This is a genomic window from Pseudomonas sp. DWP2-2 (genome assembly GCF_049897065.1).
Lineage (GTDB): Bacteria > Pseudomonadota > Gammaproteobacteria > Pseudomonadales > Pseudomonadaceae > Aquipseudomonas > Aquipseudomonas paracarnis.
Map to the genome: position 1 here is coordinate 97,790 of NZ_JAFCVN010000003.1, position 26,993 is coordinate 124,782.

A 26,993-nucleotide genomic window follows, 5' to 3' on the forward strand; every position below is an offset into this window, starting at 1 on the left:
AAAAAGCCCCAGATCTCCCGACCTGAGGCTTTTTCATTTCATATCTGGTGCACCCGGCGGGATTCGAACCCACGACCCCTGCCTTCGGAGTCCTAAAAGTCGACGTTTAGAATCAATACGTTAGCGCGGATTAGCTGGGAAATCAAAGGGTTGTGATAGCTGGGCTTAGCGAGTTTTCGCCCCGGTTAGCAGGGCGAATGTGGCAAATTTGTGGCATCGCGATAGAAGACTTAATGTGGAATGAGCTTTGGAGGGCGACTGGACGTCTGAGTAATCTAAATTAATCCGCCCATCTTCTCCTATGAGCGGAAAAGCTTGAGCTTATTCTGCCAATCCTAAGCTCCGCTAGACTGGAGACTTTCGTTTGCTCCTGTGTCTTGCGGTATCTTTGCTTTTCGCTGGATGCTCTGGTGCATTATGAATCCTCCCCCTAGTTTCGAAGTTACATGCCGCTGTCCATCAAAAAGGGGACAGATTTATTTTCAACCCGTCGTGAAGCCGCGTAAGGAGGGAATCACCTCGTCGGCCGATGAGATGTTGCTGGTGCTGCATAAGCGCTTTCCGAACGAGGTCTCATCAGCGCGGTTTGAGGTGTTGCATAAGCACTAAATCACCACCCACAAAAAAGCCCCAGATCTCTCAACCTGAGGCTTTTTCATTCCACATCTGGTGCACCCGGCGGGATTCGAACCCACGACCCCTGCCTTCGGAGGGCAGTACTCTATCCAGCTGAGCTACGGATGCTTGTGCGGGCGACATCATACCCATGTCGACCTGATGCGTCCATTCCGGCATTCCCCCCGCCCCCTGTCGTCCATTTCCGCCAAAAAATGGCTAATCGCCACCCTCATTCACAACTCCCCGCGCCGCACGTCCCTTTGTTTGCTTTGCTCTTGTGGCTTTAACCCCGCTTCCACGCCGCAATTCCTCAGGTGAACGCATGCATTCCAAAGGAACCGTGATGCTCGATCTCCCGCTCAGACAAACCCTGCTGGCTCGCTCCGATTTGTTTCGAGGTATGCCGGAGCATCTCTTGCGCTACGTCGCCACCCATATGGTGGAGCGCACGCTGGATGATCGTGAGCTGTTGTATTTCAAGGATGACACCCTCGAATTCATTGCGTTGGTGGTGGAGGGCCGGATTTATTCGGTGGTGCATGGGCCGGATGGGCGCGAGCAGATTATCGGCAGTACCGGGGTCGGGCAGGTGGTGGGGGAGACGGCGTTGATCAAGGATCATGGGCGCGAGTCTTCTACCTTTGCCAGCGGGCCCACGCGGTTGTTGCAGCTGGGTAGTCGGCATTTTGCTGTGTTGTTTGAGGAGCCGGTGTTTCTGCGGCGTTTGTTGATGCTGATGATGCTGAGGTTGCTGCACGCCATCGAGTTGCTGGAGTTGGTGTGTCTGCATCGGCTGGAGTCGCGGTTGGCGCGGTTTTTGTTGGCGAACCTGGGTGAGATCGACCTGGCGTTGGCCTTGCCCAGTGTGTCGTTGCCCGCAAGCCAAGGGGTGTTGGCGTCGATGCTGAACACCAGCCGCCCCAAGCTGAATGTGCAGCTGCAAGTGTGGCGGCGCAGTGGGGTGATCAGCGGCGATCTGGAGCGCATGGTGATCAACGATGTCGAGCATTTGCGGCGCAAGGCTTTTGCGCTGAATTAGTTGTGGCGGTGTTCCCCAGGTAACAGCGTGCCCCCGTCGAGCCCTCGCAGACTGGCCCTTCATCAAGGATGCACAGGAGTGCTGGCGATGGGGATGACTGTTCAGTTCAAGGATCAATGGGCCGCCGATGACCGTTTGTTCGAAGCGAGTTGGCGTGCTGTGCACGGCGAGCTCAGGCGCCGGGCGTTGCGGCGGGCCAAGGGCAATCTGGACCAGGGCCAGGAGTGGTTGGCGGCCACGGCGATCAAGGCCCTGTTGTTTTTTCGGCGTTCGCCGGAGCGCATTCGCGACCCTGAGGGGTTTCTGTTTCTGGTGCTCGATCATGTGTTTCTCGACAGCTTGCGGCGCAGCAAGCGCGAGGGGCGGTTGTTCGATGATTCGGTCGACCTTGAACACGATCACCTGGCCGCGCTCGCCGCGCCCTGCGCCTCGGTGCTGGAGCGGGTGGAATGCTATGAGCGCCTGGAGCAGATCGAGGCGCACGTCGCACGGTTACCGCTGTTGCAGCAGCGCTTGTTCGAGATGCGTTTTGTCGATGACCTGCCTTACCCACAAATCGCCGCCGAGCTGCACGTGAAGCTGCCGCTGGTGCGCAAGCGTGTGCAACTGCTGCGCAGTGCCTTGCGCTGAAGGCGATTCACAGACGTTGGCGTGGGGCGTTCTAGTGGTATGAGCGCAGCACGCCGCCGCTATCCACACCCAAACCTGGGTGAATGCCATCAAGGAGAGATGTATGACAGAGGTCAACAGCCAGATCACCGACGCGGTCACTCAAACCAACGTCAAGGTGGTGGCCGAGGCGCCAGCCCAGGCCATCGCGTCCCTGTACCAGGTGGCCAGCAGCGCGGCGGGCCTGTCGTTGCAGAACGCGGTCAACAGCCAGCAGGCGATGAATCAGATTTCCAACGCGGTGATCTCCAAGGCCGTGGCGCTGATCATGCAGATTGGCGAGAAGGGCTGAGCCCTCGGGAGATCGATTATGTCGTGGTTCAGCAGAAAGAAACCCGCCGCCTCCCAAGCAACGCCCGCCGCCGACCCACCTGCGTCGGCGCCCGCCGCACCGGCCTCGCGCTCGATCATGGCGCGCATGAACGAGCACCTGCTCAACCAGGTGAGCACGCCGTCATCCGACAGCACGGCGGCGCTCAATAGCCAGATCGTGCAGGCGGTGCAGTTCACCAACGCGCAGAACTTTGCCTATGCGCCGGCGCAGATCGCGGTGCCGGCCGACATGATGATCAGCCAGGCGGCCGGGCTGGTGGCGCAAGCGGCGGCGGGGTACTTCGATGGGGTCAGCAAGATCGCGTTGGCGGCCCAGGCCGTGCTGCTCCAGCAAATGACCGAGAACATCGTCAAGGACAACCTGCCGGCCGCTGCCGAAGACGCCTTGGGCGCCTTGGCCACCGACCTGCTGGTAGGCGCCGCTGCCGCCGTGGCTGCCGCTGCCGGTGCGATGGAAGCCGAAGCCGCCAGCGTGGCCATCGACAAGATCGACCAGAGCATCGCCAAGTACGCCGACACCTTGGCCAACCGGGCCGCGCCAGCGGCCTGAACCGAGCACAGCGCTTCGGCGTTCTGCTGGGGCGGTGCAACAGCAACTTGAAAGCAACTTTTCTTGAGTGAGGAGCGACATCATGGACGTTGGAGATCTTATTTTTTCGGTGAAGCAAGAAGATGACAGTACGACGCGGGCTTTCATCAAAGCCGGTCAGTTGGTCAAAGCCAAGGTGTTCTCACAGGACACGACGTATCTGAATGTGGTCCACCCGGCAATTGCGGTGAGCAAGACCATGGTGATCGAAAGCGTCGGCACTGGCCTGGCGTTGACTGACGTGAGCCTGGAAAAACCCCCTCGCACCGCCATGGTGTTTTCCTGCCGTGACACTGAGCTGGGGTTTGCGGCGGCGCTGGCGGCCAAGCAGTTTTATTTCGACAAGCTCGGCGATGAAATCGACGGCAGTTATAGCGCGTGGAACGCGATGCTTTCTGCATTCAAGAACTGGAAGGCCAACGACACCCTACAGGCTCGGATCAATGAGTCGATAGCGATAGGCAGCGGTTCCTTTTGCTCACAATTCGCGGCCAACGCTTATGAGGTCGGCAACCTCTACAACGCGGCCAATCTGGTTCCGCCACCGCCGGCCATCTTCAATCGGCAACCCTCAGCGATGACACCGGCAGAGCTCGCGACGTTCTGTGCTGCGTCGCCGCGTTTTTTCTTTGCCGGTTTCTGGGAAGACGGCAGAGAGGTGCGGCTTTAGCGGCCCTTTTGCAGGCGACGTAAAACCCAAGGAGATCGACATGGCACCCCCTTCCACACCCTCGGTCCTGTCTGCCGATGACCGCCAGCGGCTCGAAGCGATGCTGCGCAACCCGCAGATCTTCGCCGGAACGCCCCATGCCACCGTCGACGAAACCCTCAAGCGCGCTACCGAAGTGCTTGCGCAATCGAAGGCCAACGAACAAGCGCTCAAGACCGCTGCCGAGCAACGTGAGGCGGCGCTACGCCAGGTGTTGGACGGCGCAGCTCCCGACCAGGATGCGCAACGCAAGGAAGTGCAGGCACTGATCCAAGGGTTGATCGCCCAGATTGAAGCGGCGTTGGGTCCCACTGCAAAACCTTGACCCTGCGTTTCACAGCGCCTGTTTCGCAACGTTCATTGATGAACACGGAATGCACCGTGTACTAAATAAGGAAATTGATCATGCCATTAGTCAACGAGCAAATTACCGACGCGGTCACCCAGACCAACGTCAAAGTGGTGGCCGAATCGCCTGCGATGGCGATGAGCACTATTTATCAATCCATGGCGCAGGCCACGGCGATTCTGTTCCAGAACGCGGTGTCGGCCCAGCAGCAGCAAAACACCCTGGCCCAGGCGGCCACCAACCAGGGCGTGATGCAGATCTACAGCGTCGATACCACCGCAGGTGCGGCGGCCACCGAGAAAGTCGCCCAGGGCGGCGTGTCGGATAACCTCACCAGCCTGTTGACCGTGCTCAAGTCGTTCCAGCCGTAAGCACTGAGCAATAACGGATGTTGTTCTTTCTCAACCCAGGAGTTTCAACCATGAGTACAGTCAGCCCGCAAATCACCGATGCCGTCACTCAGACCAACGTCAAGGTGGTTGCCGAATCACCCGCGATGGCCATGAGCACCATTTACCAATCCATGGGCCAGGCCACGGCAATCCTGTTCCAGAACTCGGTCTCGGCCCAACAGCAACAAAACACCCTGGCTCAGGCGGCCACCAACCAGGGCGTGATGCAGATCTACAGCGTCGACACCACCGCTGGCGCCGCCGCCACCGAGAAAGTCGCCCAGGGCGGCGTGGCCGACAACTTGACCAGCCTGTTGGCCGTGCTCAAGTCGTTCCAACCTTAAACTGCAGAGCCCCCAGCAGCCCCGGCGCCCACAAGGCTCCGGGGCTGTTGTCGTGTGGGCACTTGATCCGAAAGATGAATCAGATGCGCCATAATCGTTCTTTTTTTCGAACAGACTATTGCCCTGTACCCCCATTGATCCTAGGATTCGTTTGAGATTTCAAACGCTCTGTCTCCCGTGCGCTTTTCACCTATGCTGGCGTGCTGGACTGATTTCCCTGACGGCAGCCCAGGTTGATGTCGTGTAGGAGCGAGCTTGCTCGCGAAAATCGATAACGATGACGTCGCGCTTCTGGTTTTACGCGGCGCCTTTGAATTTTTCGCGAGCAAGCTCGCTCCTACAACGACATTGCCCACAAGGCGCCTTTCAACAACTCTAATTCGCTCCGCGTGCGCGCGGTGCTGTTAAGGAAAGCCGACATGCAGCTTAAAGACACCCAGTTGTTCCGCCAGCAAGCCTTTATCGATGGCGCTTGGGTCGATGCGGACAATGGTCAAACCATCAAGGTCAACAACCCGGCCACGGGCGAGATTCTCGGCACCGTGCCGAAGATGGGCGCCGCGGAAACCCGCCGCGCCATCGAAGCCGCCGACAAGGCCCTGCCAGCCTGGCGTGCACTCACCGCCAAGGAGCGCGCCAACAAGCTGCGCCGCTGGTTCGAACTGCTGATCGAAAACCAGGACGACCTCGGCCGCCTGATGACCCTCGAACAAGGCAAGCCGCTGGCCGAGGCCAAGGGCGAAATCGTCTACGCCGCTTCCTTTATCGAGTGGTTCGCCGAAGAAGCCAAGCGCATCTATGGCGACGTGATCCCCGGCCACCAGCCCGACAAGCGCCTGATCGTGATCAAGCAGCCCATCGGCGTGACCGCAGCCATCACCCCGTGGAACTTCCCTGCGGCGATGATCACCCGCAAAGCCGGCCCGGCTCTGGCTGCCGGTTGCACCATGGTGATCAAGCCGGCCTCGCAAACCCCGTTCTCGGCCCTGGCCCTGGTTGAGCTGGCGCACCGCGCCGGTATCCCCAAAGGCGTGCTCAGCGTAGTCACCGGCAGTGCTGGCGACATCGGCGGCGAGCTGACCAGTAACCCCATTGTGCGTAAATTGTCCTTCACCGGCTCGACCGAAATTGGTCGCCAGCTGATGGCCGAATGCGCCAAGGACATCAAGAAAGTCTCCCTGGAGCTGGGCGGTAACGCACCGTTCATCGTGTTCGACGACGCCGACCTGGATAAGGCCGTCGAAGGCGCGATCATCTCCAAGTACCGCAACAACGGCCAGACCTGCGTCTGCGCCAACCGCCTGTACATCCAGGATTCGGTGTACGACGCCTTCGCTGAAAAGCTCAAGGTGGCGGTGACCAAATTGAAGATCGGTAACGGTCTGGAAGACGGCACCACCACCGGCCCGCTGATCGACGAAAAAGCCGTGGCCAAGGTGCAGGAACATATCGCTGATGCCCTGAGCAAAGGCGCCAAGTTGTTGGCCGGTGGCAAGGTGATGGAAGGCAACTTCTTCGAACCGACCATCCTGGTCGACGTGCCGAAAAACGCCGCCGTCGCCAAGGAAGAAACCTTCGGCCCGCTGGCGCCACTGTTCCGCTTCAAAGACGAAGCCGAAGTGATCGCCATGTCCAACGACACCGAGTTCGGCCTGGCTTCCTACTTCTACGCCCGCGACCTGGGCCGTGTGTTCCGTGTGGCCGAGGCCCTGGAATACGGTATGGTCGGCGTCAACACCGGGTTGATCTCCAACGAAGTGGCGCCGTTCGGCGGCATCAAGGCCTCCGGCCTGGGCCGTGAAGGCTCCAAGTACGGGATCGAGGACTACCTGGAAATCAAATACCTCTGCCTGGGTATCTAAGGCACGGGATTGCAGTAAACGCAGAGGGCACGAGAGCGCTGCCCCTTTGCGTGTTTCACATGGTTATTCGCAGTGGCCGGGAAAGCTGTGGCAGTCGATCATCGCATGCTGCCGTAGTTGCCTCCCCGCCACCTATCCTTGAGCCACGCCGCCCGATGAGCGGCGAATGAGGACTTTATGAGCAAGACCAACGCATCCCTGATGAAACGCCGCGAAGCCGCTGTACCGCGCGGTGTTGGCCAGATTCACCCGATCTTCGCTGACTCCGCGAAGAACGCCACCGTGACCGACGTTGAAGGTCGCGAGTTCATCGACTTCGCCGGCGGTATCGCCGTGCTGAACACCGGCCACGTGCACCCGAAAATCATCGCGGCCGTGACCGAGCAACTCAACAAGCTGACCCACACCTGCTTCCAGGTATTGGCCTACGAGCCCTACGTAGAAGTGTGCGAAAAAGTCGCCGCCAAGGTGCCGGGTGATTTCGCCAAGAAAACCCTGCTGGTCACCACCGGTTCCGAAGCGGTGGAGAACGCCGTGAAGATCGCCCGCGCCGCCACCGGCCGTGCCGGTGTGATCGCCTTCACCGGCGCCTACCACGGCCGCACCATGATGACCCTGGGCCTCACCGGTAAGGTCGTGCCTTACTCGGCCGGCATGGGCTTGATGCCGGGCGGCGTGTTCCGTGCGCTGTACCCCAACGAACTGCACGGTGTGAGCGTCGACGACTCCATCGCCAGCATCGAGCGCATCTTCAAGAACGACGCCGAGCCGCGTGATATCGCCGCCATCATCATCGAGCCGGTACAGGGCGAGGGCGGTTTCTACGTCGCGCCGAAAGCCTTCATGAAGCGCCTGCGCGAACTGTGCGACAAGCACGGCATCCTGTTGATCGCCGACGAAGTGCAAACCGGTGCCGGCCGTACCGGTACCTTCTTCGCCATGGAACAGATGGGCGTTGCCGCCGACCTGACCACCTTCGCCAAATCCATCGCGGGCGGCTTCCCGCTGGCCGGTGTGTGCGGCAAGGCCGAATACATGGACGCCATCGCTCCAGGCGGCCTGGGCGGCACCTATGCCGGTAGCCCGATTGCCTGCGCAGCAGCCCTGGCCGTGATGGAAGTGTTCGAAGAAGAGCACCTGCTGGACCGCTGCAAGGCCGTGGGCGAGCGCCTGGTGACTGGTCTCAAGGCCATCCAGGCCAAGTACCCGGTGATCGGCGAAGTGCGTGCCCTGGGCGCGATGATCGCGGTCGAGCTGTTTGAAGACGGCGACACCCACAAGCCAAACGCTGCCGCCGTTGCCTCCGTGGTAGCCAAGGCACGTGACAAGGGCCTGATCCTGCTGTCCTGCGGTACCTACGGCAACGTATTGCGCGTACTGGTGCCCCTGACCTCGCCGGACGAGCAGTTGGACAAAGGCCTGGCGATCATCGAAGAGTGTTTCTCCGAACTCTGACCAACCTTAGTCACTGTGGCGAGGGAGCTTGCTCCCGCTGGGGCGCGAAGCGGCCCCGCTCTTTGATTTGGGACTGCTGCGCAGTCCAGCGGGAGCAAGCTCCCTCGCCACAGGTTACAGCCCGTACAAAAAAACCGCTTCGGCGGTTTTTTTGTGCCTGCTTCATTGTACGCACGCGCCTGCATTGTCTAAGGTGCAAGCATTGCCGATGGAGCGTGCTGGATGACTGCTGTTGATTTACCCGCTGTACCCCGAGTGTTAATCGCCGAAGCAGACCCTTGGTCGCGGGACCTGCTCAAGCAAGTGCTGTTGAATGTGCGCTGTGACGCACGGCTGGATGTGTGCGCCGATGGGCAGCACGCCGCCACGCTGTTGGGCGAAAAAACCTATGACCTGATCCTGGCGGATTGGGAACTGCCGGGCGTGGATGGCCTGAGCCTGCTGCGCAGCGTGCGCCAGAAGCGCCGTTCGCTGCCGTTTATCTTGCTGAGCAGTCGCAACGACAGCGCCAGCGTGCGCGAAGCCTTGCCCCTGGCGCCCACCGCCTACCTGACCCGCCCGCTGAACATGGAAAGCCTGACCCAGCGCTTGCAAGACCTGCTGCTCAACGAAGGCGAAAGCGTGTACTGCGAAATCCCACCCCTGGCGCCGGGCATGACCTTGCCCGCCTTCCTCGAGCGGCGCCGGGAGGTCTGCGATGGGGCGCCGTTGCGTGTGGATGTGAAAACCGCCGTGCAACGCAGCCTGGGGCCCGAAGGCCTGGACCTCAAGCAGTTGGAAGACCAGGTGCACAGCGACCCGCAAATCACCGCCGTACTGATCGCCGCCGCCAACAGCGCCGGCTACCACGGCACGCCAGTGCAGACCCTGTCAGAGGCCCTGCATAAGTTGGTGCCCGGCCAGAGCATGAACCTCATCCTGGGCCTGGCGCTCAAGCACAACGTGGTGTTGGGCGACCCTGGGCTGGTGGCCTACGCCGAGCGGCACTGGCAATTGTCCCAGGACAGCGCCGACTACGCCCGGCGCCTGGCGCGCATGCTGGAGCTCGACCACCAGCGCTGCTACAGCGCCTGCATCCTGCATCGCTTGGGCGACCTGGCCTTGTTGCGCTGCCTGGAAGACTGGCGCCAGGGCGGCGGCGCCCTGGATGATGAAGCCATCGGCGAATCCCTCGACGCCTTTGGCGCCGCCTACGGTTCGGCGTTGCGCACGCGTTGGCGCTTGCCGCTGGAGTTGCGACAGTTGATCGCAGGGATCTATTCACTTGAAGGCGGGGTGTATTCGCGCGAAGCCCTGGTGGTGAACCTGGCGGTGCAAATGGCGCGGCTTACCGAGCATGAAGGGCTGGAAGAACTGGCGGGCAGCAAGCCAGCTCCCACAGTGGGTCGGTGTTAACCGGCGATAACGCGGTTCTTGCCCTGGCGCTTGGCCTCGTACATCGCCGCATCCGCTCGCGCAAACAGGCTGTCGAGGGTGGAGTCATCTTCGCGCAGGCCGGCCAGGCCTTGGCTGACGGTCACATTGAATTCATGCCCTTCGTAGCTGAACACCAACGCCTGGATTTCCTTGCCCAACCGTTCGGCCACCTGCAGGGCCATCTCCGGTGGGCAACCCGGCAGCACAGCAGCAAATTCTTCGCCGCCAACGCGTCCGAACAGGTCGCCACGGCGCAATACCCCGCGTCCGCTCTCAGCGATGCGCCGCAGCACCTGGTCGCCTTCCAGGTGGCCGTAGGTGTCGTTGATGTCTTTGAAATCATCGATGTCCAGCAACAGGAACGCCAGCGGCGTGCCCTGCGCGCAGGCATTTTCGAACGCCTGGTTGGCGAGTTCGAAGAAGTGTCGGCGGTTGCTGCTTTGGGTCAGTACGTCGGTGGTGGCGAGGCGATGCAGTTCCAGCTCAAGTTGCTTCTTTTCGGTGATGTCTTCGGCGATGCCCACCACGATCAGCGCTTCACCGGGCACCACCTGCTGGTTGATGTAGCACTTGTCACTCAACCAGCGGATCTGACCGTCAGCGGTGATGATGCGGTACTCGCGGTCCTCCACGGCGCCCTGTTCCAGCACACGGGCCAGGCTGTGTTCGGCGTAGTCGAGGTCTTCGGGGTGGACGCTGTTGCGCCATTCACGGTGGTCGGCCAGCAGCAGGCCGGCGGAGCGGCCAAACAGGCGCTCGTACGCCGGGCTTACATACAGCACGCGGCGTGTTTCCCAATCGATGGCCCACAGCACGGCGTTCACGCTGACCAGCAGGGAACTGAGCAGTTGCTCACGCTCACTCAGCCGCTCGACTTCACCTTGAGCATGCATAAGCGCCAACAGGGTCGCCGCCGCGGCCGGGCGCGGCGGCTCTGCGGTGGGCACATCGGGCAGGCTGGGCTTTTCGTGAACCATCGGTACAACTCTCTCTGGGCGCGCCGCAGGGTGCAAAAGCGGTCACTACAAGGGGTCACCATGATGGCGAAGTGTTCTTTGAGAGAGGGGAATTGCGGTGAAGTTCCGTGATCAGCATGCATTGACGGTGCCCGGAAAATGGCGCCAAAAAGCCAGTGCGTGGGAGGGCGAACCCTCCCACGGCGCCCTCACGCCGCTGTAGGACGCAACGAGTAAGTCTTCAACTGGTGGGCAAAATCGCGCAGGGATTGGATGCCACTGGCCTCGGCTTCATGCACCCATTCCTTGATCGCAGCCAGCATGTCGTGGCCGTTGGAACTGGTCTTGAGCCAGATCTGCTGCAGCGCCAGGCGCTTCTCGTAGATCACCGTGAGGGCATGGCTGTGTTCCAGCATGCTCTGGATGCGCAAGTGGTGGCGGTCTTCCAGCAAGCTGGTTTCCCGCGACAGCAGGCGCTTGGCGCGGTGGAACTGGTGGCGCACCGAATGATCGACCTTCTCCAGCTCCTGCTTGACCAGCGGGCCAATCACCAACTTGCGGTATTGGGCCATGATCTGGAAGCGGTTGTTGAGGATCGCCATGGCGGTGTCCATGTCCAGGCTGCCCTTGCCTTCGACGCGGTGGGCGATGGGGGCCACGCGCTGCACCTTGGCCAGGCGCAGGAAGCTGAACACTTTTATCCAGGCCCAACCCAGGTCGAACTCCCACTTCTTCACCGACAGCTTGGCGGAGTTGGGGTAAGTGTGGTGGTTGTTGTGCAGCTCTTCGCCGCCGACGATGATGCCCCACGGCACCAGGTTGGTGGCGGCGTCACGGCATTCGAAGTTGCGATAGCCCACGGCATGCCCCAGGCCATTGATCACGCCTGCGGCCCAGAACGGAATCCACATCATCTGGATCGCCCAGATGGTGATACCGATGGTGCCGAACAGCAGCAGGTCGATTACGCCCATGAGCGCCACGCCCAGCAGCGGGTAGCGCGTGTAAAGCTTGCGTTCGATCCAGTCGTCCGGGCAGTTTTTGCCGTAGATACGCAGGGTCTCGGGGTTTTCCGCCTCGGCGCGGTACAGCTCGGCACCTTTGCGCAGCACGGTGGACAAGCCCTTGATCACCGGGCTGTGCGGGTCATCGACGGTTTCGCACTTGGCGTGGTGCTTGCGGTGGATGGCGGTCCATTCGCGGGTGTTCTGCGCCGTGGTCAGCCACAGCCAGAAGCGGAAGAAGTGTTTAAGGCCGGCATTGAGCTCGAGCGAGCGATGGGCCGAATAACGGTGCAGATAGACAGTGACCCCAATAATGGTCACGTGGGTCATCAACAGCGTGACTGCCACCAGTTGCCAGGCGGACAGATCAAGAAAACCGTTGTACCACATAGGCTGTATGGCCCTCAGATAAAGAAAAAAACAGCACCCGCATTATCACTTCCTTTGCAGATAAAACCAGTCACCGTTTCAGATAAGACTTACAAAGTGTTTCCTACTCTATAATCCTGATCCTTTGTAGGGCGATTCTGGTTATTTAGTAAGGATTACTAAGCATATGCTGTTTTCATACCGAGGTGCCCTACGTGCGGGGTTGGTGTACCTGCTGGTTTCCATCCTTTGGCTCCAGCTCAGCCATTACCTATTAATCAACTTTATCGATGAACCCCTGGAGCTGGGACGTTGGCTGCAAGCGCGTGGTTATGTGTGGGTCAGCCTCAGCGCCTTGCTCATCTACTGGATAGGCCGGCGTTTTGCCCGTGCCCATGCGTTGCAACAACCCCTGAAAGAGAACCGCGAGCGCCTGCGCCAGGCCGCTGCGGTGTTCGATTGCACCCGCGAAGGGGTGCTGGTCACCGATACCCAAGGGCTGATCGTGCACGTTAACCGCGCTTTCATGGAGATCACCGGCTACCAGTGCGAAGACGTCATGGGCCAACGGCCAAGCCTGTTCAAGTCCGGGCGCCACTCGGCGCATTTCTACCAGCAAATGTTCCAGGCCCTGGAAAGCACCGGCGAATGGAGCGGGGAAATCTGGAACCGCCGTAAAAGCGGCGAGGTTTACCCCCAGTGGCAAACCATCCGGGTGATTCACGACGACCAGGGCCAGGTCAGCCACTACGTGGCGGTGTTTTCGGACATCAGCGCCATGAAGAACTCCGAGCACGAATTGGCGCACCTGGCCCATCACGACCCGCTCACCGACCTGCCCAACCGCCTGCTGTTCACCGATCGCGCCGAGCAGGCCCTGGCTTCCGCGCAGGTGCATAAGCGTGGCTGCGCTCTGCTGTTGATGGACCTGGACCACTTCAAGATCATCAACGACAGCCTCGGCCATAACGTTGGCGATCAGTTGCTCAAACTGGTGGCCGAACGCCTGAGCGGCCTGTTTGGGCCGGGGGTTACCCTGGCGCGCCTGGGGGGCGACGAATTTGCCGTGCTGGCAGAAAGCTGCCCGCAGGTGGTGCAAGCGGCGGCCTTGGCGCAGCGCATGCTCAACGCCATGAAGGATCCGTTCATTTTTGACGGCAACCAGCTGTTTATCAGCGCCAGTATCGGTATCAGCCTGTTCCCCAGTGACGCCCTGAGCGCCGAGCAACTGCTGCGCAACGCCGATTCCGCGTTGTTCAAGGCCAAGAGCGCCGGGCGCGAAGGCTACGCGTTGTACACCGAAGAACTGACCGCCCACGCCCAGCATCGGGTGGAAATCGCTGGCGAGCTGCGTCGCGCCCTCGACCAACATGAGCTGCGCGTCTATTACCAGCCGGTGCACGACCTGCATGATAGCCGTTTGGTCGGCGTTGAAGCACTGGTGCGCTGGCAGCACCCGGAGCGCGGCCTGGTACCCCCGGGCGAGTTCATCCCCATCGCCGAGCGCACCGGGTTGATTGCCGAGATCGATGCGTGGGTGATGGACCAGGCCTGCCGCCAAATGTGCCAGTGGCTGGCCGACGGCGCGCCGCTGAGCTTTATCGCAATCAATGTCTCCAGCCGCCTGTTTGCCCGGCGCGAGCTGTATGAGCAAGTGGCCCAAGTGCTGCACGCCACTGGGCTGGACCCAGCCTTCCTGGAGCTGGAGGTCACCGAGAGCGCAGTGATGGACGACCCGGAAGTCGCACTGGAGCAACTGCACCGCCTGCGCGAACTGGGCCTGCGTCTGGCGATCGACGACTTTGGCACCGGCTATTCCTCGTTGTTGCGCCTCAAACGCCTGCCGGTGCAGAAGCTCAAGATCGACCAGGGCTTTGTGGCGGGCTTGCCGTGGGACGAAGACGACGCCGCGATTGTGCGCGTGGTGATCGCCCTGGCCAAAAGCATGGGCATGCAGGTGCACGCCGAAGGGATCGAGCAGGTGGAACAGGCGCGGTTCCTGCTGGATCAGGAATGCGACATGGGCCAGGGGTACTGGTTTGGACGGCCGATGCCGGCTGATGAAATCGACTGGACCCGAGCCCCTCTGATTCGTCAGGACTGACTCGGCCAATGTGGGAGCCGGGCTTGCCCGCGAAGGCGGCGTGTCAGTCACTGTATCTGTAACTGCACCACCGCTTTCGCAGGCAAGCCAGCTCCCACAGGGGTTCTGCGGCGCCTGTGTGTGAGCGTTTTTTCTGCCGAAACCCTTGCAACCCCATGCCCTATCAGAAAATTCTTTCTGGTTATATAAACATTCTTAAATAGTATTTTTAAGAATATCCGCGCTTATCTACTATCGCCCTCACGCCGCAAGCAGTGCCGCCACTGCCAGGCACTACTCATTTTCAGGAGCGAGACCATGAGCGCATCTCTACGTAGCGTTGACGGCCAGGACGAAGCAGCCATTTTGCGTGAAATCCAGAGCGCCCTGCGCGATCTGCGGTTTGGCGCGGTGGAAATCACCGTACACAACGCCCAAGTGGTACAGATCGAACGCAAGGAAAAATTCCGTCTGCAGAACCCCGGTAACAAACCGAGCTGAGCAAGAACGGCGATAGACCCGCAATTACAAGAAAAGCCAACACTCAAGAATTTCAGGAGCTTCTATGTCGTCGATTCGCCGTTATGCCTTGGCCGCATTGGCCAGTGCCGTGTTTGCCGGTTCCGCCGTTGCCAAGGACTACGAGTTGCTCAACGTCTCGTACGACCCCACCCGTGAGCTGTACCAGGATTACAACGCTGAGTTCACCAGCTTCTGGAAACAGTCCCACCCCGGCGACAACGTGAAGATCCAGCAGTCCCACGGTGGCTCGGGCAAGCAAGCACGCGCAGTGATTGACGGCCTGCGCGCCGACGTAGTGACCCTGGCCCTGGCCGGTGACATTGATGAAGTCGCCAAGCTGGGCAAGACCCTGCCGGAGAACTGGCAGACCCGCCTGCCGGACGCCAGCACGCCCTACACCTCCACCATTGTGTTCCTGGTGCGCAAGGGCAATCCCAAGGGCATCAAGGACTGGGGCGACCTGATCAAGAAAGACGTTTCAGTGATCACGCCCAACCCGAAAACCTCCGGCGGTGCACGCTGGAACTTCCTCGCCGCCTGGGCCTACGGCCTCAAGGCAGGCGGCAGCGAAGCCAAGGCCCAGGAATACGTCAAAGAGCTGTTCAAGCACGTGCCGATACTGGACACCGGCGCACGCGGTTCTACCATTACCTTCGTCAACAACGGCCAGGGTGACGTGCTGCTGGCGTGGGAAAACGAGGCGTTCCTGGCCTTGAAGGAAGACGGCGGCGCCGACAAGTTCGACATCGTCGTGCCGTCCCTGTCGATCCTGGCAGAACCGCCTGTGGCCGTGGTCGACAAGAACGCCGAGAAAAAGGGCAACACCGAGATCGCCACGGCGTACCTCAACCACCTGTACAGCCCGGCGGGCCAGGAGATTGCGGCGAAGAACTTCTACCGTCCACGGGATGAAAAAGTCGCCGCCAAATACGCCCAGCAGTTCCCGAAACTGGACCTGGTGACTATCGACAAAGACTTCGGCGGCTGGAAAACTGCCCAACCGAAATTCTTCAATGATGGTGGTGTGTTCGACCAGATCTACACGGCGCAATAATCAACACCGACTATTGCGCGGGGCTTGTTGTGGCGAGGGAGCTTGCTCCCGCTGGAGTGCGAAGCACTCCCAAAACCGGTACTCACGGTACATCGTGGTTGCCTGGTTCTGGGGCCGCTTCGCAGCCCAGCGGGAGCAAGCTCCCTCGCCACAGTGGGCCGTACGCATATCCGTTCCGCTAACCAAGGACTCTTATGTCGCGTCGTATCTCCCCCGTCATACCCGGCTTCGGGCTGACGCTGGGCTACACCGTCGTGTACCTCAGCCTGATCGTGCTCATCCCGCTGGCGGCGATGTTTGTACACGCCGCTCAACTCACCTGGGATCAGTTCTGGAACATCATTTCCGCACCTCGTGTACTGGCGGCCTTGAAGCTGAGCTTCAGCACCGCGCTGTACGCCGCACTCATCAACGGTGTGATTGGCACTTTGCTGGCCTGGGTGCTGGTGCGCTACACCTTCCCCGGGCGCAAGGTCATCGACGCGATGATCGACCTGCCGTTCGCGCTGCCCACCGCCGTCGCCGGTATCGCGCTGACGGCGCTGTACGCGCCCAACGGCCTGGTCGGCCAGTTTGCCACCGACCTGGGCTTCAAGATCGCCTACACCCCCCTGGGTATCACCCTGGCGCTGACCTTCGTCACGTTGCCCTTCGTGGTGCGCACGGTGCAGCCGGTACTGGCCGATATCCCCCGGGAAATCGAAGAGGCCGCCGCCTGCCTCGGCGCCAAGCCGTTGCAAGTGTTCCGCTACATCCTAGTGCCGGCATTGCTGCCCGCCTGGCTGACCGGCTTCGCCCTGGCCTTTGCCCGAGGCGTGGGTGAGTACGGTTCGGTGATCTTCATCGCCGGCAATATGCCGATGAAAACCGAAATCCTGCCATTGCTGATCATGGTCAAGCTCGACCAATACGACTACCGCGGCGCCACCTCCATTGGTGTGCTGATGCTGGTGGTGTCCTTCGTCTTGCTGCTGCTGATCAACCTGTTGCAGCGGCGCATCGAACGTCCATAAGGAGGCGCGGAACATGTCCCAATCGTCTATTTCTGCCGCGTCCTCGGCCAACGCCGCCCGCCGTGGCAGCGCGACCTCGCGACGTATCCTGATCGGCCTTGGCTGGCTGGTATTCGCGCTGTTCCTGCTGCTGCCGTTGCTGGTGGTGGTGTCCCAGGGCTTGAAAAACGGCCTCGGCACGTTCTTCAGCGCAATCCTTGAACCCGACGCGCTGTCGGCGCTGAAACTCACGGTGATCGCCGTGGTGATTTCGGTGCCGCTCAACCTGGTGTTCGGCGTCAGCGCCGCCTGGTGCGTGAGCAAGTACTCGTTCCGTGGCAAGAGCATCCTGGTCACGCTGATCGACCTGCCGTTCTCGGTGTCGCCGGTGATCGCAGGCCTGGTGTACGTGTTGATGTTCGGCGCCCAGGGCTTCTTCGGGCCGTGGCTGCAAGACCACGACATCCAGATCGTGTTCGCCCTGCCGGGCATCGTGCTGGCGACCATCTTCGTCACCGTGCCGTTCGTGGCCCGTGAGCTGATCCCGCTGATGCAGGAGCAGGGCACCCAGGAAGAAGAAGCCGCACGCCTGCTGGGCGCCAATGGCTGGCAGATGTTCTGGCATGTCACCGTGCCGAACATCAAGTGGGGTCTGATCTACGGCGTGGTGCTGTGTACGGCGCGAGCCATGGGTGAGTTCGGCGCAGTGTCGGTGGTGTCCGGCCACATTCGCGGCGTCACCAACACGCTGCCGCTGCATGTCGAGATTCTCTACAACGAATACAACCACGTTGCCGCGTTTGCGGTGGCCAGCCTGTTGCTGATCCTGGCGCTCTTCATCCTGCTGCTCAAGCAGTGGAGCGAGAACCGAATCAACCGCCTGCGCAACAGCGCGGGTGAGGAATAAGTCATGTCGATCGAAGTCCGTAATGTCAGCAAGAACTTCAATGCCTTCAAGGCCCTGGACAGCATCAACCTGGATATCCAGAGTGGCGAGCTGGTGGCGTTGCTGGGCCCGTCCGGCTGCGGCAAGACCACGCTGCTGCGCATCATTGCCGGCCTGGAAACCCCGGATACCGGCAGTATTGTGTTCCACGGCGAAGACGTCTCCGGCCACGATGTGCGTGATCGCAACGTGGGCTTTGTGTTCCAGCACTACGCGCTGTTCCGCCACATGACCGTGTTCGACAACGTCGCTTTCGGCCTGCGCATGAAGCCGAAAAACCAACGCCCCACCGAAAGCCAGATCGCCAGCAAGGTTCACGAGCTGCTGAACATGGTGCAGCTTGATTGGTTGTCGGACCGTTACCCGGAACAACTCTCCGGTGGCCAGCGCCAGCGTATCGCCCTGGCCCGCGCCCTGGCGGTGGAGCCCAAGGTGTTGCTGCTCGACGAACCCTTCGGCGCCCTCGACGCCAAGGTGCGTAAAGAACTGCGCCGCTGGCTGGCGCGCCTGCACGAAGACATCAACCTGACCTCGGTCTTCGTGACCCACGACCAGGAGGAGGCCATGGAAGTCGCCGACCGTATCGTGGTGATGAACAAGGGCGTGATCGAGCAGATCGGTTCACCGGGCGACGTCTACGAAAACCCGGCCAGCGATTTTGTGTACCACTTCCTGGGTGACTCCAACCGCTTGCATTTGGGCGAAGACAAGCACCTGCTGTTCCGCCCCCACGAAGTGTCGCTGTCACGCCATGAACTGGAAGATCACCATGCGGCGCAAGTGCGGGATATTCGGCCGTTGGGCGCGACCACTCGCGTGACCTTGAAGGTTGAAGGCCAGAGTGAATTGATCGAGGCCGAAGTGGTGAAAGACCATGACAGCCTCACCGGCCTGGCGCGGGGCGAGACCCTGTTCTTCAAACCCAAAACCTGAGCCTCACGTGATCGTTCCCACGCTCTGCGTGGGAACGCCTCTGGTGACGCTCTGCGTCACGCTTTTGGACGCGGAGCGTCCTGGCCTGCATTCCCACGCAGAGCATGGGACCGATCAAGACCGCGCCGCGCCACCGGCCCAGAGCGCTCTTCAATCTGGCGCTTGAGGTCCTGCCGCAACCCCAGCAAAAACGCCAACTCCGCCACCACAAACAACGGCCCCACGATCAGCCCGGACACATCGTCCACAAACGCAGGCTTCCTGCCTTCGTAGTAATGCCCGATGAACTGAATCACCCAGCCCACCACAAACATCCCCACGCCGCTGCTCAGCCACACCGCCGTGCTTTGCGCCGCCAGCACATGCCCGGCCCACACCGACAAGCCCATCAGCATAGTCATCAACACGCCCAGGGCCAGTTCCAGGCGCAGATAAAACCACGCCGAAAACAGCGCCAACAGCACCGCAGGTGATAGCCACAGCCCGCCCACCGACCATTCGGGGCGCGACAGCAGCACGGCCACCGCCACCACAATCAACGGAATACCGATGAAGTGGCTGGCGATGTTGCGTGGGTCGCGGTGGTACGCGGCGTATTGACTGAGGTGGTCGACGAGGCTTTTCATTGTTGTTCCTCCTGTAGGATGTTTGATCATGCCCTGTCAGTCGGTGCCTAACTGTCAACTGGGCGACAATCTTCGGAGTTCGCATGGACACAGGGACATGGCACGCGCAATTGGCTCGCGGTCATTGGTTCAGCCATTTGCCGCCAGACTTGCAGCATAGCCTGCTGGGGGCGGCGCGGTTGCGTGTGCTGACGGCGGGGCAGTACCTGTTCAAGCGCGGTGACCCGCCGTGCGGCGTGTATGCGGTGCTGGAAGGCACGGTGCGCATCAGTGCGGTCAGTGCTCAGGGCAAGGAAGCGGTGTTGAGCCTGGTGGAAACGCCCTACTGGTTCGGCGAGATCTGCCTGTTCGACAACCTGCCGCGCACCCACGATGCCATGGCCACGGGTGCTTGCAGGCTGCTGCAGGTGCCGCAGGCGGCGATGCTCGGCATTCTCGAGCAGCATCCGCTGTTTTGGCGGGAGATGGCGCTGTTGATGAGCCATAAACTACGGCTGTCGTTGATCAATATCGAACAGACAAGCCTGATGCCCGCCTCAGAGCGGCTGGCCCATCGGTTGCTGATGATTGCCCAAGGCTACGGCGAAGTGGATCATGCGCGCCGCGTGCTGCAACTGCCCCAGGAGGATCTGGCGGCGATGCTGGGCCTGTCGCGCCAGACCATCAACAGTCTGCTCAAGGCGCTGGAGCAACAGGGCATTATCGGCTTGAGTTACGGTGCCATCGAGATACGCGACCTCAATGGGCTGCGGCTGGCCGCGGGCCTATGAACCGCGATAGGTAGAGAAACCGTAAGGGCTGAGCAACAGCGGGATGTGGTAGTGCTGGTCGGCCTGCTTGACCTGGAATATCACCGGTACCTCAGGGAAAAACGTCTCGCGGTTAGCCTTCTTGTAGTAATCGCCGGTCTTGAACACCACGCGGTACTCGCCCGGCTGCATGCTGCGGTTGGCCGGGAACAGCTCGGCGATGCGGCCTTGCTGGTTGGTCACACCTTCAGACAGCGACTGCCACTTATCGCCCACATGCTGTTCAAGGGTGACATTGACCCCGGCGCTTGGCAGGCCGTTTTCCAGGTTGAGTACGTGCACGCTCAGGGGGTTGCCGTCGGCCAGGGCCAGGTTGCACAGGCCGCTCAGGCTCAGTGCGGCGAGGGTCATGCTCAAGGTTTTCATCGCGAAGTCCTTTTGAGGGAAGTGGAATCAAGGGGTGATTTTCAGGCCCAGTTGCTCGGCGGCCTGTACGGCGCAGGCTTCATCCTGCGCGGCGCCACCGGCACCGGCGATGCCTAGGGCACCGACCAGTTCGGCGTCGGCAAACAGCGGCACGCCACCGCCGAGCAACAGCAGCTCGGGCAAGCTGTTGAGGTTGGCGGCTTCGGGGTTATTACGCGCCCGTTCGGCAAACAGCCGGGTCGGGGTTTTTGTCGACAGCGCCGTGTACGCCTTGCGTTGGCTGGCGAGGCTGTTGTGCGGGCCGACACCGTCAGCGCGCAGGCCCAGCAACAGGTTGCCACCGCGGTCGAGTACGGTCAGCGCAGCGGTGCAGTGGGCCAGGCTGGCGTCGGCCAGTTGGCGAGCGGTGTGCAGATCCAGCTCGGCATGGCGTGGTAATTGTGGCGCCGCCTGGGCGACGGTGGCCACGGCGAGGCTCAGGAACAAGGCAGTGCGGTACATAGTGAGGGCTCCAGAAAGCAGGCCGTCACGGTAACCAGCGGACGCGGACAAAAGCCGCACAATTGGATGACAGGTTTGTAATCAAACTCAGGGATTTGTGGTGTTTGTACTGGCCTCATCGCAGGCAAGCCAGCTCCCACATGATGTGAACCCCATTCCCCTGTGGGAGCTGGTTTGCCTGCGATGAGGCCCTTCCTACTGCAACCCGTCGCGAAACTGCCCCGGCGTCATCCCCGTCCAGCGCTTGAACGCACGATTGAAACTGCTGGTATCGGCAAACCCCAGCAAATGGCTGATCTCGGCCAATGAGCACTGCGGGTCGCGCAGGTGCAATAACGCCAGGTTTTGCCGGCACTCATTGAGCAAGGCGTCAAACCGACACCCTTCATCGGCCAGATGCCGCTGCAAGCTGCGCAGGCTCAAATGCAGCGCTTGAGCAATGTGTTCGGCGCTTGGCTCGCCGTCTGGCAATTGCGCCTCGATGGCGGCGCGCACCTTGCGTTCCCAGGTCAGCGGTTGCAGTTGGGCGAGGGTGCGCTTGAGCACGGTTTCGTTGTGTTCGGCCAGCTCCGGGTTGGCGTCGTCCAGATGGCTGTCGAAGTCGCTGGCGGCGAATTCCAGGCGGTCTTCGTCGGCGGCAAACCATACCGGAGCGCGAAATACCCTGTGCCACGGCTCGGGGTCGGCGGGTTCCGGGCGCCGCAGGTAAACGGCCAACGGCGCATAGTCGCGACCCAGGCGGTTGCGACACGTGCGCACGTAGATCGCCGCAAAGGCATCAATCGCTTCCGGCGCGGGCGCAGGGCTGCCTGGGGGTTGGAGCAGGCGAAAACGGTAGACGTCGCCGTGGCGGCTCAGCTCCAGGTCCAAGGCATCACTGACCACCTGGTGATAGCGCACGATGCGCTCGAACACCTCGCGCAAGCTGCCGCTGGCCACCAATGCGTAACCCAGCGCATGAAAGGTGGTGGGGCTGACAAACCGCGACACCCGCAGCCCAATCGCCGGGTCGCCACTGGCCTGTACCGCCAGCGCCCATAGGCGCGTGGTGGCCGACAACCGGTAGCGGGCGTTGGGGTCGTCCATCTGCTGCGGGTCGAGCCCGGCCTCGGCGCACAGCGCGGCGCTGTCGAGGCCCAGGGCGTCGAGCTGCTTGCGCAGGGCACGGGTCCAGCTGGCGAGGGAAGTGGGTTCGGTCATGGCAATTGGCGCTTGTGGTCAACAGATTGGCGTGCGCGGCTAGCGTCCTGCGCTAGGGTTGGGTGCAGGATGCAGGCATCACTTCACAAGAGAATGGAAGCATGGACGGTACTTCTGCAAGCCCCCAGCCGTTGAACGCACAACAGCGTTCGGCGCATATCCGCGAGGTGGTGATGGCCGAAGGCGTGCGCTTGCGCCAGCGGCACCCCTGGTTGTTGCATCAGGACGCGCTGGGCGCAGGCATCCTGGCCTTTGCCCTGCTGGGCATGTTCGGCTCGGCAGCGCTCTATATCAGCGGTCATATGGCCTGGTGGGTGTGTCTGCTGCTCAATGCCTTCTTCGCCTCGCTCACCCACGAGCTGGAACACGACCTGATCCACAGCATGTACTTTCGCAAGCAACGCGTGCCCCACAACCTGATGATGGGCCTGGTATGGCTGGCGCGGCCAAGCACCATCAACCCATGGATACGCCGGCACCTGCACCTCAACCATCACAAGGTCTCGGGCACCGAAGCCGACATGGAAGAGCGCGCGATCACCAATGGCGAACCCTGGGGCATCGCACGGTTGCTGATGGTGGGGGACAACATGATGTCGGCCTTGATCCGCCTGTTGCGCGCCAAGACCTGGCCGCACAGGTTCAGCATCCTCAAGCGCGTGCTGCTGGTGTACGCACCGCTGGCCTTGCTGCATTGGGGCGCGTGGTACGTCTTCCTGGGCTTTCATGCCGCCAATGGGATTGCCAGTTTGATGGGCGCGCCCATTCAGTGGTCAGCCGGTACCTTGCAGGTGATGCAGGTGATCGATATCGCTGCGGTGGTGATCATCGGCCCGAACGTGTTGCGCACCTTCTGCCTGCACTTTGTCAGCTCCAACATGCATTACTACGGCGATGTGGAACTGGGCAATGTGATGCAGCAAACCCAAGTGCTGAACCCTTGGTGGCTGTGGCCGTTGCAGGCGTTCTGCTTCAACTTCGGCAGCACCCACGGCATCCATCACTTTGTGGTGAAAGAACCGTTCTACATCCGCCAGATGACCGCCAAGGTGGCGCACAAGGTCATGGCCGAGATGGGGGTGCGCTTCAATGATTTGGGCACGTTTGCGCGAGCCAATCGCCTGGAGCCCCAGGAACACCCGCGCACTGAGCTCTCTTTCAGCAAGCAATGAACGCCAATGGCAGGTCGCGGATCTGTTCGCGCACCGGCGGTTGGTAATGGTCGTCGCTGGTTAATTCGTGCAACAGCTCTTCGCGTAGCTGGTGGAATTCAAAACTGCTGCGCTGGCGCGGATGAGGCAGGGCGATCTCGACGACCTGCTTGATTCGCCCCGGACGCGGCTCCATCACCACCACGCGATCGGCGAGGAAAATCGCCTCTTCCACATCGTGGGTCACCAGTACCGTGGTGATCCTGGCGCGGGCACGAATCGCCAGCAGTTCGTCCTGCATCTGCTGGCGCGTCAGTGCATCCAGGGCGCCGAAGGGTTCGTCCAGCAACAGGATGCGCGGGCTGGCCACCAGGCCGCGGGCAATCGCCACCCGTTGCGCCATGCCGCCGGAGAGTTGGTGGGGGTAGGCGCGAGTGAAATCGGTGAGGCCCACCAGTTCGATAAAGTCGCTGATGCGCCGGTTGCGCTCGGCCTCGTTCAGGGGCTCGTTGACCAGGCCCAGGCCGATGTTTTGCGCCACGGTCAGCCACGGGAACAGGCGGTGCTCCTGGAACACAATGCCGCGCTCGCCGCCGATCCCGCTGACGGCTTTGCCATCGACCTGGATCTCGCCGCGAAACTGCGTATCCAAGCCCACCAGCAAGCGCAGCAGTGTGGATTTCCCGCATCCACTGGAGCCGACAATCGCAACAAATTCCCCTTCGGCCACCTCCAGGTTGAATTCATGGATGGCTTCCAGTTCGAAGCCATCGACGTCGAAGGACTTACCCACGTGGTTGAAGCTGACAATCGGTGCGTTCATGCGTGTCTCCAGCGGGTGGCACGGGTTTCGATGCGTTGGCCGATCAGGTTCAGAGCGGCGCCGGTGAGGCCGACCAGCAGCATGCCGCTCATGATCAAATCCATGCGCAGCAACTGTTGGGCGCCGATCATCAGGCTGCCGATGCCGCCATCTGAGGGCATGAAATATTCGGCGCCGAGGGTGCCCATCCAGGCGTAGATCAGGCTCAGGCGCAGGCCGGCGAAAATCCCCGACGCGGCGCCCGGCAGTACCATGCGGCGCAAGCGTTGCCAGAGGTTCAGGCGCAGCACCTGCGCGGCTTCGCGCAGCTGGGGCGACAAGTTGAGCACGCTGCGCTGGGTGGCAATAAACAACGGGAAGAAGGCGGCGAGGGCGATAAACACCCACTTGGCCAGTTCACCCAGGCCGAACCAGGCGGTGAGCAGCGGCACCCAGGCGAAAATCGCGATCTGGCGCAGCGCGGACAAAGTGGGGCCAAGTAGCCGCTCACTGCGCCGCGACAGCCCCAGCCACAGGCCCATGGCAAAGCCCAGGCTACCGCCCAGCAGCAACCCGCCCAGGGCCCGGCCAAGGCTTTTGCCCAGCGCCGTAGTCAGGCTGCCATCCAGCACGCCCGCCACGCTGGTTTGCAGCACCGCCCAGGGGCTGACCAGAATGTTTGGATCGACCCAATCCTGCTGAGTCGCTACTTGCCATAACGCCAATAGCAGCAGCGGCAACAGCCAGGGTTGCAAGCGCTGCCAGCCTTCGTAGCGTGGCCCGCGTCGAATCTGCGCAGTGGCCGGATGGGGCCAGTGCACCCACTTGCGGTCCAGCCAGCCGATGCCGCGGTCCATCACCACACCCAGCACGCCAATGACCACGATGCACACGAAGACGATATCGAGCATGAACAACTGGCGCGCCCACACCATCAGGTAACCGATGCCTTCGCTGGAGGCCAGCAGCTCCACGGCCAGCAGGGAGGTCCAGCCCGCCGCCAGGGCCAGGCGTACACCGGCCATGAACGCAGGCAGTGCGGCGGGCAGGACCAGACGGCGGATCAGCAAGTGGCGAGGCAGGCGCAGTACACGGGCGGCTTCGCGCAGATTGGGCTGGGCGTCGCGAACGCCTACCAGGGTATGCAGGGTCACGGGCACCACGATGGCCTTGACCAGCACCACCAGCTTGAGGGTTTCGCCAATGCCGAAAAACACCATGAACAGCGGGATCCAGGCGAGGGTCGGCACTTGCGCCAGCGCGCTGAACGTCGGGAACACCAAGCGCTCGGCGCGCGCACTGAAACCCAGGAACGCGCCCAGTATCGCGCCGCCACTGACACCGGCCAGCAGGCCCCAGAACAAGCGCTGCAAGCTGATGGCCAGATGGCTCCATAACTCGCCGCCGGCCAATTCCACCGCGCTGCTCCACACCAGGGCGGGAGTGGGCAGAATCTGCTCGCTCATCCAATGATTGCGGCTGGCCAGCCACCATAAGGCAAACAGCGTGAGCGGCAGCAGCCACGGCAATAAACGCTGGCCCAGCTGCGGCCAGCGCGGCGCGATGCCTTTGGGCGGGGCCGCCAGCGGCAGGCTAAGAAGTGAAATTCGGGCCATGGAAGACCTCCGAATGCGTTATGTGATTTCGATCTTACAAAACCATGATCAAGATGATTGTGAGATAAGAAAAGTCATTTAAAGCCTCACGCCGCCACGCATCCAATGCATTCGAAGAATATTTTCGATGCTGTTTATGCATATGCCTCTGGAGGCTGCGGGTTAACTTGCATATTTCTAAAAGCTATTAAATTGTGAATTTATAGTATTTAAAGTTTTGTTCAGTCTGTGACTACTTTTTGCTCCCCAGGCGACCGTCGCCCACCAGGAGCTGCGCTTATGAAACTGCCCTTTAAACGTCTGATCAGCCTGTTCGCCGGCACCGCCCTGGCCGGGTTGGTGCATGCCGCCGACCTCAAGGAAATCCGCATCGCGGTGCCCGACCTCAGTGCCGGCAGCCAGCACAGCGGCGGTGGCATCACCGACGTGTTGCGTGAACAGCAGATCTTTGAAAAAGCCTTTGCCGACCAAGGCATCAAGATCCAATGGAATTACTTCAAGGGCGCCGGCCCGGTGATCAATGAAGCGTTCGCCAACGGCCAGGTGGACCTGGCCTATCTGGGCGACCTGGCAGCGATCATCGGCCGCTCCAATGGCCTGGACACGCGGCTGCTCAGCGCCTCTGCACGGGGAGTGAAACACTACCTCGGCGTGGTGCCGGGCTCCGGCATCAAGACCCTGCAAGACCTCAAGGGCAAGCGCGTGGCGGTGTTCCGTGGCACGGCCAGCCAGTTGTCGTTCGACAGCGCATTGGCCAGTCAGGGCTTGAGCGAGAAGGACCTGAAGGTGATCAACCTGGACTTCAACGCGGCCGCTGCCGCCCTGGCGGCCAAGCAGATTGACGCCACCTGGGGCGGTTCCACCCTGACGGCGTTGCAGGCCAAAGGTTTGGCAGAGATACCGCTGACCACCAAAGACCTGGGCGATGCCGGCAGCATCCAGGCCGTGCTGGTGGGCAGCGCCAAGTTTGTCGATGAACATCCCGATGCGGTGGCCAAGCTGCTCAAGGCCCAGCAGCAAGCGGTGCAGTGGTTGACCGATGACAACAACAAACAGGCGTACATCGCACTGGTGTCAGGGCTGGCCAGTTACCCGCCGGTGATCCTCACCAATGATTTGAAAGACCAGAAACTCAGCGAAGTTTTCCCCTCCACACTCGACCCGGTGTTCCTTGGAAAATTGCAGGATGCGGTGGACTTGGCGTCCAGGGAGAAGTTGATTCGCAAGTCGTTTCAGGTGAGTGATTGGGTGGCGCCTGGGTTGGTGGCGGCGGGGCTCTGAGCTTGTC

28 protein-coding genes and 1 tRNA gene are annotated in these 26,993 nt (G+C 61.3%); 20 read left to right on the forward strand and 9 right to left on the reverse strand.

The genetic code is table 11. The features are described from left to right. Positions 1–667: 667 nt before the first annotated feature. A tRNA-Arg gene (locus ACP7CZ_RS07935) sits at positions 668–744 on the reverse strand. 196 nt (positions 745–940) lie between these two features. On the opposite strand from ACP7CZ_RS07935, the gene ACP7CZ_RS07940 reads away from it, so the two are divergent. The 11 genes from ACP7CZ_RS07940 to ACP7CZ_RS07990 all read left to right on the forward strand — a co-directional run bounded on the left by ACP7CZ_RS07940 (position 941) and on the right by ACP7CZ_RS07990 (position 9,754). After that, a complete protein-coding gene (locus ACP7CZ_RS07940) occupies positions 941–1,657 on the forward strand; it encodes a Crp/Fnr family transcriptional regulator (RefSeq protein ID WP_198833788.1) in 717 nt (238 codons plus the stop codon). An 87-nt stretch (positions 1,658–1,744) separates the two neighbouring features. Continuing rightward, positions 1,745–2,287, forward strand: coding sequence for an RNA polymerase sigma factor (locus ACP7CZ_RS07945; protein ID WP_172415492.1), 543 nt, complete (start codon positions 1,745–1,747; stop codon positions 2,285–2,287). Between the two features lie 103 nt (positions 2,288–2,390). Next, complete coding sequence (locus ACP7CZ_RS07950) at positions 2,391–2,618, forward strand: RebB family R body protein (RefSeq protein WP_003187543.1); 228 nt, start codon at positions 2,391–2,393, stop codon at positions 2,616–2,618. Between the two features lie 18 nt (positions 2,619–2,636). Next, positions 2,637–3,209 (forward strand): hypothetical protein, encoded by a 573-nt coding sequence (locus ACP7CZ_RS07955; protein WP_057978429.1) that lies wholly within the window; start codon positions 2,637–2,639, stop codon positions 3,207–3,209. Positions 3,210–3,291: 82 nt separating this feature from the next. Beyond that, positions 3,292–3,918 (forward strand): hypothetical protein, encoded by a 627-nt coding sequence (locus ACP7CZ_RS07960; protein WP_034125445.1) that lies wholly within the window; start codon positions 3,292–3,294, stop codon positions 3,916–3,918. A 40-nt stretch (positions 3,919–3,958) separates the two neighbouring features. Beyond that, positions 3,959–4,282, forward strand: coding sequence for a hypothetical protein (locus ACP7CZ_RS07965; RefSeq protein WP_294173266.1), 324 nt, complete (start codon positions 3,959–3,961; stop codon positions 4,280–4,282). Between the two features lie 80 nt (positions 4,283–4,362). After that, entirely contained in the window at positions 4,363–4,677 is a 315-nt protein-coding gene (locus tag ACP7CZ_RS07970) for a RebB family R body protein (RefSeq protein ID WP_003187550.1), read from the forward strand. A 50-nt stretch (positions 4,678–4,727) separates the two neighbouring features. Further along, positions 4,728–5,042 (forward strand): RebB family R body protein, encoded by a 315-nt coding sequence (locus ACP7CZ_RS07975; RefSeq protein WP_003187551.1) that lies wholly within the window; start codon positions 4,728–4,730, stop codon positions 5,040–5,042. A 419-nt stretch (positions 5,043–5,461) separates the two neighbouring features. Beyond that, positions 5,462–6,904, forward strand: a complete 1,443-nt coding sequence (gene gabD / locus ACP7CZ_RS07980) for an NADP-dependent succinate-semialdehyde dehydrogenase (protein WP_003187552.1) — start codon at positions 5,462–5,464, stop codon at positions 6,902–6,904. A gap of 177 nt (positions 6,905–7,081) precedes the next feature. Beyond that, a complete protein-coding gene (gabT, locus tag ACP7CZ_RS07985; protein ID WP_014716416.1) occupies positions 7,082–8,359 on the forward strand; it encodes a 4-aminobutyrate--2-oxoglutarate transaminase in 1,278 nt (425 codons plus the stop codon). Between the two features lie 222 nt (positions 8,360–8,581). Beyond that, positions 8,582–9,754 carry an HDOD domain-containing protein gene (locus ACP7CZ_RS07990; protein ID WP_294173258.1) on the forward strand — a complete coding sequence of 391 codons (1,173 nt, stop codon included), beginning with the start codon at positions 8,582–8,584 and terminating at the stop codon, positions 9,752–9,754. On the opposite strand, the gene ACP7CZ_RS07995 is transcribed toward ACP7CZ_RS07990, so the two are convergent. Continuing rightward, on the reverse strand, positions 9,751–10,752 hold the full coding sequence (locus ACP7CZ_RS07995; protein WP_294173257.1) for a GGDEF domain-containing protein: 1,002 nt from the start codon (positions 10,750–10,752) through the stop codon (positions 9,751–9,753). The two genes, ACP7CZ_RS07990 and ACP7CZ_RS07995, sit on opposite strands and share 4 nt — an antisense overlap. Positions 10,753–10,940: 188 nt before the next feature. Further along, entirely contained in the window at positions 10,941–12,125 is a 1,185-nt protein-coding gene (gene desA / locus ACP7CZ_RS08000; protein ID WP_032894197.1) for a delta-9 fatty acid desaturase DesA, read from the reverse strand. A 166-nt stretch (positions 12,126–12,291) separates the two neighbouring features. On the opposite strand from desA, the gene dibA reads away from it, so the two are divergent. The 6 genes from dibA (at position 12,292) to ACP7CZ_RS08030 (ending at position 18,634) form a co-directional block, all read left to right on the forward strand. Further along, positions 12,292–14,208: a phosphodiesterase DibA gene (gene dibA, locus ACP7CZ_RS08005; protein ID WP_197900289.1), complete on the forward strand. Its 1,917-nt coding sequence runs from the start codon at positions 12,292–12,294 to the stop codon at positions 14,206–14,208. A gap of 297 nt (positions 14,209–14,505) precedes the next feature. Beyond that, on the forward strand, positions 14,506–14,688 hold the full coding sequence (gene oscA / locus ACP7CZ_RS08010) for a sulfur starvation response protein OscA (RefSeq protein WP_003170956.1): 183 nt from the start codon (positions 14,506–14,508) through the stop codon (positions 14,686–14,688). Positions 14,689–14,752: 64 nt separating this feature from the next. Beyond that, positions 14,753–15,763 (forward strand): sulfate ABC transporter substrate-binding protein, encoded by a 1,011-nt coding sequence (locus ACP7CZ_RS08015; protein WP_014716420.1) that lies wholly within the window; start codon positions 14,753–14,755, stop codon positions 15,761–15,763. A 194-nt stretch (positions 15,764–15,957) separates the two neighbouring features. Next, a complete protein-coding gene (cysT, locus tag ACP7CZ_RS08020; RefSeq protein ID WP_032894195.1) occupies positions 15,958–16,776 on the forward strand; it encodes a sulfate ABC transporter permease subunit CysT in 819 nt (272 codons plus the stop codon). A 13-nt stretch (positions 16,777–16,789) separates the two neighbouring features. Then, positions 16,790–17,662, forward strand: coding sequence for a sulfate ABC transporter permease subunit CysW (gene cysW / locus ACP7CZ_RS08025; RefSeq protein ID WP_054896816.1), 873 nt, complete (start codon positions 16,790–16,792; stop codon positions 17,660–17,662). 3 nt (positions 17,663–17,665) lie between these two features. Then, the gene (locus tag ACP7CZ_RS08030) at positions 17,666–18,634 is read left to right on the forward strand and encodes a sulfate/molybdate ABC transporter ATP-binding protein (protein ID WP_034125451.1); all 969 of its coding nucleotides are present in this window, start codon (positions 17,666–17,668) and stop codon (positions 18,632–18,634) included. 56 nt (positions 18,635–18,690) lie between these two features. Here ACP7CZ_RS08030 and ACP7CZ_RS08035 read toward each other — a convergent pair whose 3' ends face one another. Continuing rightward, a complete protein-coding gene (locus tag ACP7CZ_RS08035; protein WP_054896689.1) occupies positions 18,691–19,260 on the reverse strand; it encodes a DUF962 domain-containing protein in 570 nt (189 codons plus the stop codon). Between the two features lie 83 nt (positions 19,261–19,343). Here ACP7CZ_RS08035 and ACP7CZ_RS08040 point away from each other — a divergent pair, with 83 nt between their 5' ends. After that, positions 19,344–20,030 carry a Crp/Fnr family transcriptional regulator gene (locus ACP7CZ_RS08040; RefSeq protein WP_181124499.1) on the forward strand — a complete coding sequence of 229 codons (687 nt, stop codon included), beginning with the start codon at positions 19,344–19,346 and terminating at the stop codon, positions 20,028–20,030. Here the strand turns inward: ACP7CZ_RS08040 and uraH are convergent. The 3 genes from uraH to ACP7CZ_RS08055 all read right to left on the reverse strand — a co-directional run bounded on the left by uraH (position 20,025) and on the right by ACP7CZ_RS08055 (position 22,136). Continuing rightward, positions 20,025–20,435, reverse strand: a complete 411-nt coding sequence (uraH, locus tag ACP7CZ_RS08045; protein WP_014716425.1) for a hydroxyisourate hydrolase — start codon at positions 20,433–20,435, stop codon at positions 20,025–20,027. The two genes, ACP7CZ_RS08040 and uraH, sit on opposite strands and share 6 nt — an antisense overlap. A 27-nt stretch (positions 20,436–20,462) precedes the next feature. After that, positions 20,463–20,936, reverse strand: a complete 474-nt coding sequence (locus ACP7CZ_RS08050) for a GlcG/HbpS family heme-binding protein (protein WP_034125453.1) — start codon at positions 20,934–20,936, stop codon at positions 20,463–20,465. Between the two features lie 195 nt (positions 20,937–21,131). Next, a complete protein-coding gene (locus ACP7CZ_RS08055; protein ID WP_054896687.1) occupies positions 21,132–22,136 on the reverse strand; it encodes an AraC family transcriptional regulator in 1,005 nt (334 codons plus the stop codon). Positions 22,137–22,237: 101 nt separating this feature from the next. Here ACP7CZ_RS08055 and ACP7CZ_RS08060 point away from each other — a divergent pair, with 101 nt between their 5' ends. Next, positions 22,238–23,308 carry a fatty acid desaturase gene (locus ACP7CZ_RS08060; RefSeq protein ID WP_054920343.1) on the forward strand — a complete coding sequence of 357 codons (1,071 nt, stop codon included), beginning with the start codon at positions 22,238–22,240 and terminating at the stop codon, positions 23,306–23,308. Here the strand turns inward: ACP7CZ_RS08060 and ACP7CZ_RS08065 are convergent. Together ACP7CZ_RS08065 and ACP7CZ_RS08070 are read right to left on the reverse strand one after the other, a co-directional pair. Next, entirely contained in the window at positions 23,295–24,110 is an 816-nt protein-coding gene (locus ACP7CZ_RS08065) for an ABC transporter ATP-binding protein (RefSeq protein WP_054920341.1), read from the reverse strand. The two genes, ACP7CZ_RS08060 and ACP7CZ_RS08065, sit on opposite strands and share 14 nt — an antisense overlap. Beyond that, positions 24,107–25,705 carry an ABC transporter permease gene (locus ACP7CZ_RS08070; RefSeq protein WP_294173081.1) on the reverse strand — a complete coding sequence of 533 codons (1,599 nt, stop codon included), beginning with the start codon at positions 25,703–25,705 and terminating at the stop codon, positions 24,107–24,109. Before ACP7CZ_RS08070 ends, ACP7CZ_RS08065 begins: the two co-directional genes overlap by 4 nt. Positions 25,706–25,984: 279 nt before the next feature. Between ACP7CZ_RS08070 and ACP7CZ_RS08075 the strand changes: the two genes are divergently transcribed. Further along, a complete protein-coding gene (locus tag ACP7CZ_RS08075) occupies positions 25,985–26,986 on the forward strand; it encodes an ABC transporter substrate-binding protein (RefSeq protein WP_072445744.1) in 1,002 nt (333 codons plus the stop codon). The last annotated feature ends 7 nt before the right edge of the window (positions 26,987–26,993 follow it).